Origin of the sequence: Bradyrhizobium sp. SHOUNA76 (genome assembly GCF_023006445.1) — a bacterium.
Taxonomy (GTDB): Bacteria; Pseudomonadota; Alphaproteobacteria; order Rhizobiales; family Xanthobacteraceae; genus Bradyrhizobium.
The window spans coordinates 1-6009 of record NZ_JALBHA010000409.1; the positions used below are offsets into that span (position 1 = coordinate 1).

Annotated in this window: 7 protein-coding genes; 6 read left to right on the top strand and 1 reads right to left on the bottom strand. The window is 64.8% G+C overall.

The window, feature by feature from the left end; translation table 11 throughout:
- The 4 genes from MOV74_RS29105 to MOV74_RS29120 form a co-directional block, all read left to right on the top strand.
- The coding region (locus MOV74_RS29105) for a cytochrome c oxidase subunit 3 (RefSeq protein ID WP_246930092.1) at positions 1-507 on the top strand (507 nt) is incomplete at its 5' end.
- 97 nt (positions 508-604) lie between these two features.
- The gene (locus tag MOV74_RS29110; RefSeq protein WP_246930093.1) at positions 605-1006 is read left to right on the top strand and encodes a DUF983 domain-containing protein; all 402 of its coding nucleotides are present in this window, start codon (positions 605-607) and stop codon (positions 1004-1006) included.
- Positions 1003-1755, top strand: coding sequence for an SURF1 family protein (locus MOV74_RS29115; protein ID WP_246930094.1), 753 nt, complete (start codon positions 1003-1005; stop codon positions 1753-1755). The genes MOV74_RS29110 and MOV74_RS29115 overlap by 4 nt, the downstream gene beginning before the upstream one ends.
- 116 nt (positions 1756-1871) lie before the next feature.
- Entirely contained in the window at positions 1872-2240 is a 369-nt protein-coding gene (locus MOV74_RS29120; protein ID WP_246930095.1) for a nuclear transport factor 2 family protein, read from the top strand.
- Here MOV74_RS29120 and MOV74_RS29125 read toward each other — a convergent pair.
- Complete coding sequence (locus MOV74_RS29125; protein ID WP_246930096.1) at positions 2237-3577, bottom strand: ATP-binding protein; 1341 nt, start codon at positions 3575-3577, stop codon at positions 2237-2239. The two genes, MOV74_RS29120 and MOV74_RS29125, sit on opposite strands and share 4 nt — an antisense overlap.
- A gap of 84 nt (positions 3578-3661) precedes the next feature.
- Here MOV74_RS29125 and MOV74_RS29130 point away from each other — a divergent pair, with 84 nt between their 5' ends.
- Both MOV74_RS29130 and thrC read left to right on the top strand, forming a co-directional pair.
- Positions 3662-4306 (top strand): response regulator transcription factor, encoded by a 645-nt coding sequence (locus MOV74_RS29130; RefSeq protein WP_094890791.1) that lies wholly within the window; start codon positions 3662-3664, stop codon positions 4304-4306.
- Positions 4307-4899: 593 nt separating this feature from the next.
- Positions 4900-6009 (top strand): threonine synthase (thrC, locus tag MOV74_RS29135; RefSeq protein WP_246930097.1); only part of this gene is annotated, 1110 nt, incomplete at its 3' end.

Below are 6009 nucleotides of genomic sequence, written 5' to 3' on the forward strand. Positions count from 1 at the left end.
GGCACTGCGGCCGGCGCCTGCGCCGTGCCGGGCACCTGGCCGCCGCACGGCATCGAGACCTTCGATCCTTGGCACCTGCCGCTCCTGAATACGCTGATCCTGCTCACCTCGGGCACCACCGTGACCTGGGCGCACCACGCGCTGCTCGAGAACGATCGCCAGGGTCTGAAGTATGGCCTGATCCTCACCGTCGTGCTCGGCGCGCTCTTCACCTGCGTGCAGGCCTATGAGTACAGCCACGCGGCGTTCTCGTTCGGCGGTAACGTCTATGGCGCGACCTTCTTCATGGCGACCGGCTTCCACGGCTTCCATGTGCTGGTCGGCACCATTTTCCTGCTGGTGTGCCTGATCCGCGCCTATGCGGGCCACTTCACGCCGAAGCAGCATCTCGGCTTCGAGTTCGCCGCCTGGTACTGGCACTTCGTCGACGTGGTCTGGCTGTTCCTGTTCCTCTGCATCTACGTCTGGGGACACGGCGCCGAGACCATGGCCCACGGCGCACACTGAGCCGCGACGTTGAGATCAGAAAGGGCGGCCGCAGGGCCGCCCTTTCGCTTTTGGGCCGCCGGAAGCTTCGGCGAAAACTGTGATAGAGTCCGCCACCATGAACGACACCGCCGGCAAGCCCGAGCCCGAAACCACCGTCCTGCAAAGCGCGCTGCGGGGACTTGCCTGCAGATGCCCGCGCTGCGGCCAGGGCAAGCTCTATGCGGGCTTCCTGACGCTCGCGCCCGCCTGCGACCGCTGCGGTCTCGACTTCGCCTTCATCGATACCGGTGACGGTCCGGCGATCTTCATCATCATGCTGGCCGGTGGGATCGTTGTTGCGGCCGCACTCATCGTCGAGGTCAAGTACCAGCCGCCATACTGGCTGCATGCGGCGCTGTGGTTGCCACTGATCCTGGTCACCACGCTCTTGCCGCTGCGTGCGATGAAGTCGCTGTTGATCGCGCTGCAATTCCACCACAAGGCGGCACCGGGCCGGTTGGTCGACCGCGCGAAATGAACGAGACTGCGCGCAAGCCCCGCGTGGCCGGCTTCGCGCTGTTCACGCTGTTCCTGACGGCCGTCTTCGTCGCTCTCGGCGTCTGGCAATTGCAGCGCCGGACCGCCAAGCACGAGCTGGTCGCGGCGCTCACCGAGCGTCTGGCCGAGGCGCCCGTCGCGCTGCCGCCGCCGGCGCAATGGGCTGCACTTAATCCCGCGCGCGATGAATTCCGCCGAGTCAGCTTCACCGCGACTTACGCAGCCCTGCCCGATGCGATGGTCTATTCCTCCGGCTCGGCAGTGCGCAAGGACGCCTCCGGCCCGGGCACTTGGGCGTTCCTGCCGGCGCGGCTTCCCAGCGGCGAGACGGTCGTGATCGATGCGGGCTTCGTCGAGAACACGATGCAGGACCGCAGCGTCGAGGACCGCGCGGTGAAGAAGCTTGTCACTGGGCAGCCGGTCGCGCTCACCGGTTATCTGCGCTTTCCCGAGCCGTCCGGCTGGCTGACGCCGGCGGAGAATCGCGACAAGCGGCTCTGGTTCGTGCGCGATCATCTGGCAATCGCAGGCGCGCTCGGCTGGGGCGCGGTAGCGCCGTTCTATGTCGACCTCGAGCAGCCGGCGCCCGAGAACGGCATTCCGCGCCCGGGGGCGCTGGACGTGCATCTGAAGGACGATCACCTGCAATATGCCATCACCTGGTTCACGCTCGCAGGCGCCGTGCTGATCGCCTTCGCCGTGTGGGCAAGAGGCCGGCGGCAGAGCTGAGCCGTCGAAGGTCTCCGAGGGGGAACCCGGTATCGCCCGGGGTTTATTGTTCAGCGCACATTCACGAGTGTGGTCCTAAGCCGCCGGTGGTTTCCCGCGGCAGACAGGATTCCGGCGTGAGCGATTTCGATCAGATGGGAATTGTCGTCGACTGGGTGGACGCCTGCCGGAAGGGCGACCTCACGACGTTGCTCGACCTCTATGCGGACGATGCCCAGGTCGAATGTACGTGTAACGGCGCGCAGCGCTATCACGGCCGGAGCGAGCTCGAGGCCTATTGGCAGCCGCGGCTCAGTGCCTTCGCCCTGGCGGGTTTCGGGCTGGAGGAGATCGGCCCCGTGCCCCATGGCGTCGATCTCGAATATTCCGTCGCCGGCGCGCTGCGCATTCGCGCCTCGTTTCGCTTCAGCCCGGAAGGCAAGATCCGCAGCACGCTGTGCGAGCCGGCGCGACAGAACGCGCTCGACGGCTGTTGTGCATGCTAGCCGCCGACCGGCACCTCGCGTGCCGGTTCGGCCGGAAGGCGGCAGCGTACATAGGTTCGCTCATCCACGCGCAGCAGTGACAACGATCCGCTGAGCGCGCGCACGCGCTCATGCATGCCGGTCAGGCCACGGCCGAAGACATTGTCGGCAGGAAAGCCGTCGCCGTCGTCGGAGATCTCGATGACGAGCGCCTCACCGCTGACGGTCGCCTGGACATGGGCGCTGCTGGCCTTGGCGTGGCGCAGCACGTTGGTCAGTGCCTCCTGGATCACCCGATAGATGGTCCGAGCCAACGGCCCGTCGATCACGTTGAGATCTGGATCGATCGTATCCGTCAGGACGATATGCGGTGCCTGCTTGCGAAAGTTCCGGAGCAGCGTCTGCACGCTGGTCGCAAGGCCCAGCTCCTCGATGTAGAGCGGCCGCAGCCGGTCGAGGATGCGGCGGTTGGTCTGCTGGAGCGCCTCGACCGATTGCAGTACCTCCTGGGCCGAGTTGCCGAGATTTCCCACCGGCGGCGAGGCTTCGATCAGCGCGATCGTACCGGCGCGAATGCTGAACAGCAGCGGTCCGAGCTCGTCGTGCAATTCGCGGGCGAGATCGCGCCGCTCGTCGTCCTGGAGCGACACCAGGCGGTGCATCAGATCGCGATTGTCCTGGCTGAATTGCGCAAGCGTAGCAGCCAGCGCATTTGCCTCCGCACAACTCTGCCGAACCTCCGGCGGCCCTGCGACCGGGATCGGCTTTGCGTAGTCGCCACGCCGCATCCGCGTCAGGCCCTCACCGAGCTCCTGAAGGGGACGCAGGGCAGATCCCGCGAAGACGTAGGCGATGATTCCAGTGAGCACCGTCAGCACGGCGACGAGGCTGGTCAGGGCCAGGAAGCCGATCCATTTCTCGAACAGGTCGGCCGTGAGGTCCGGCAGGAACACGATATCGCCGATACGTCTGCCATCGATCAGCACCGGGGCCGCAACGTCCGTGCCCGGCACCATAAGCAGGTTGACGAACCACTGCGGCACCCCTTGCAGGTTGCGCGTATCGTTCCTTGGCGAGCGCAGGGGCGCGCCTTCCGCGGAGCGGAATTGGATGTCCGAGGAGGTGGTCAAGGATTGGACAAAGGCGTCAAGCAACTTCTGTGGATTGTCCGACGCGCGCAAAGTGTTGTTGAGTGCGGTAGCGATCGTCCGGGTCGAACGTTGAGCGGGCTCGTTTTCGTCGGCCAGCTGGCTGGTTGCGAAGATCTGGAGCAGCACCCCGCCCAGGATCAGGGCTGCGAGAAAGCTCGCGCCGAGCGGAAGGAACAGTTGCGTTCTGAACGAGAGCCGTTGCCACATTAGGTCAATTCTAACGCGCATCGGCGGGATTTGCTCTTTCCATTTGTTCCCGCCGGTTTATGAGTCAAAAAAAGCGAGTGCGCGATGCAAGATACCGCCAAGCCGGGGACCCGGGTCCTAATCGTCGATGACCATCCCGTGGTGCTGTCCGGTTGCCGCACCCTGTTCGCTTCGGACCATTCGATCCGTATCGACGAGGCGACGGACGCCAAATCCGGGCATCGCGCCTATGTCAGCAAGCGGCCCGACGTCACCGTGATCGACATCAGCCTGCCCGATGTCTCGGGCTTCGAGCTGATGCGACGCATCCGCAAGGACGATCCCGACGCCAAGATCATCATGTTCAGCATGAACGACGATCCGGCTTTCGTGGTGCGGGCGGTCGAGCTCGGGGCGCAGGGCTACGTCTCCAAGGGCGATGATCCCAGGATCCTGCTGAAAGCGGTGCGCAAGGTGGTCGCTGGCGACAATTTCATCTCACCGCAGCTCGCGGAAGCCGTGACGTTTTCCGGCGCGGCGATCAAGGCCAACCCGGCCTCGCAGATGACGCCGAGGGAACTCGAAATTCTCCGCCTGCTCGGACGCGGCGACAAGATCGTGGAAGTCGCCGAGGCGCTTGGCATCTCCTACAAGACGGTCGCCAACACCACGTCCCTGCTCAAGCAGAAGCTCGGGGCCAAGAACCATTCCGACCTGATCAGGATCGCGGTGGAAATCGGGATGAATTGACGTCGCCGGCACCGAGGGCCCGGGCACTGGCGGCCCGGGCACTGGTGGCCCGGACGCACCGAACCGGCTACTCCAGGATGCAGCCGGTTCGGCGGGACGGATCGGTGTCAGCGTGCAGCCGGGCAATGCATGGACACCGCCGACACCCATCCGCGGACCCAATGAGCCGAGGTGGCAATCGTTCCGGTGCTATCCGAAACTGTCGGGTCAAAACGGCAATCTGCGGTGGGAATTCGCTCGACCGGGCTCATGAAAGCTTGGGCGCTTCGGGAAAAATAGGAACATCTTCCCGCATCCGTCGTTTTCGCCCTTGACGATTTCGTGACGGGCGACGAAAGCTTGGCTGACAAGTTTCAGCGGGCGGCGACCCGAAAGAGGCAAACCGGTCTGCACACATCAACGACAGACCTTCCAAGAGAGGGCTGCGGCGCCGCCGCAGCCCTTTTTGCTGGGCATTGTGCAGTTGGGAAGCGGTTTCCCGTTGCCGCAAAACACTTTATGGTGGCCCAAAGCCTCTGGCTGTTAACAACTAATTTCGTAAAATCAAAGGCTTAAGGATCGCGCTCAGGCCCGGTCGGCCTTTGGAGGGCAGTTTGACTCGTTATATCTCGACCCGGGGCGAGGCCCCCGAACTCGGTTTCTGCGACGTGATGCTGACCGGGCTCGCCCGGGATGGCGGCCTCTATGTGCCGACCACTTGGCCGCAGCTCTCCGCTGATGCCATCGCCGGCTTCTTCGGCCGTCCCTATTGGGAGGTCGCGGTCGACGTGATTCGTCCCTTCGCGGGCGGCGAGATCCCCGACGCCGAACTCGGCCGCATGGCAAACGAGGCCTACGCAACCTTCCGCCATCCGGCGGTGGTGCCGCTGCGCCAGATGTCGCCGCACCAGTTCGTGCTGGAGCTGTTCCACGGCCCGACGCTCGCCTTCAAGGACGTGGCGATGCAGCTGATCTCGCGGCTGATGGACCACGTGCTCGCCAAGCGCGGCCAACGCACCACCATCGTGGTCGCGACGTCAGGCGATACCGGCGGCGCGGCGGTCGAAGCCTTCGCCGGCCTCGAGAACGTGGATCTCATCGTGCTGTTCCCGCACGGCCGCATCTCCGAGGTACAGCGGCGGATGATGACTTCAACGGGGGCGGCCAATGTCCATGCCCTCGCCATCGAGGGCAACTTCGACGACTGCCAGGCGCTCGTGAAGGGAATGTTCAACAACCATCGCTTCCGCGATGCGACCTCGCTTTCCGGCGTCAATTCCATCAACTGGGCGCGCATCGTGGCCCAGGTCGTCTACTATTTCACCTCGGCGGTTGCCGTCGGCGCGCCGGCGCGCGCGGTGGATTTCGTCGTGCCGACCGGCAATTTCGGCGACATCTTTGCCGGCTATGTCGCCAAGCGCATGGGCCTGCCGGTGCGGACCCTGCGCATCGCCGCCAACGTCAACGACATCCTGGCGCGCACGCTGAAGACGGGGATCTATGAGGTGCGCGAGGTGCACGCGACGGCGTCGCCGTCGATGGACATCCAGATCTCGTCGAATTTCGAGCGGCTGCTGTTCGAGGCCGGCCGGCGCGATGCGGCAAGCGTTCGCCGTCTGATGGATTCGCTGAAGCAATCAGGACGTTTCGTGCTGCCCGATGCGACGCTGGCCGCAATCCGCGAGGAGTTCGACGCCGGGCGCGCCGACGAGACCGAGACCGCG

Excerpts from the sequence above, each read along its gene's own strand:
- MOV74_RS29110 (WP_246930093.1), top strand. The coding sequence starts at position 605 with ATGAACGACACCGCCGGCAAGCCCGAGCCCGAAACCACCGTCCTGCAA.
- MOV74_RS29115 (WP_246930094.1), top strand. The coding sequence starts at position 1,003 with ATGAACGAGACTGCGCGCAAGCCCCGCGTGGCCGGCTTCGCGCTGTTC.
- MOV74_RS29125 (WP_246930096.1), bottom strand. The coding sequence starts at position 3,577 with ATGTGGCAACGGCTCTCGTTCAGAACGCAACTGTTCCTTCCGCTCGGC.
- MOV74_RS29130 (WP_094890791.1), top strand. The coding sequence starts at position 3,662 with ATGCAAGATACCGCCAAGCCGGGGACCCGGGTCCTAATCGTCGATGAC.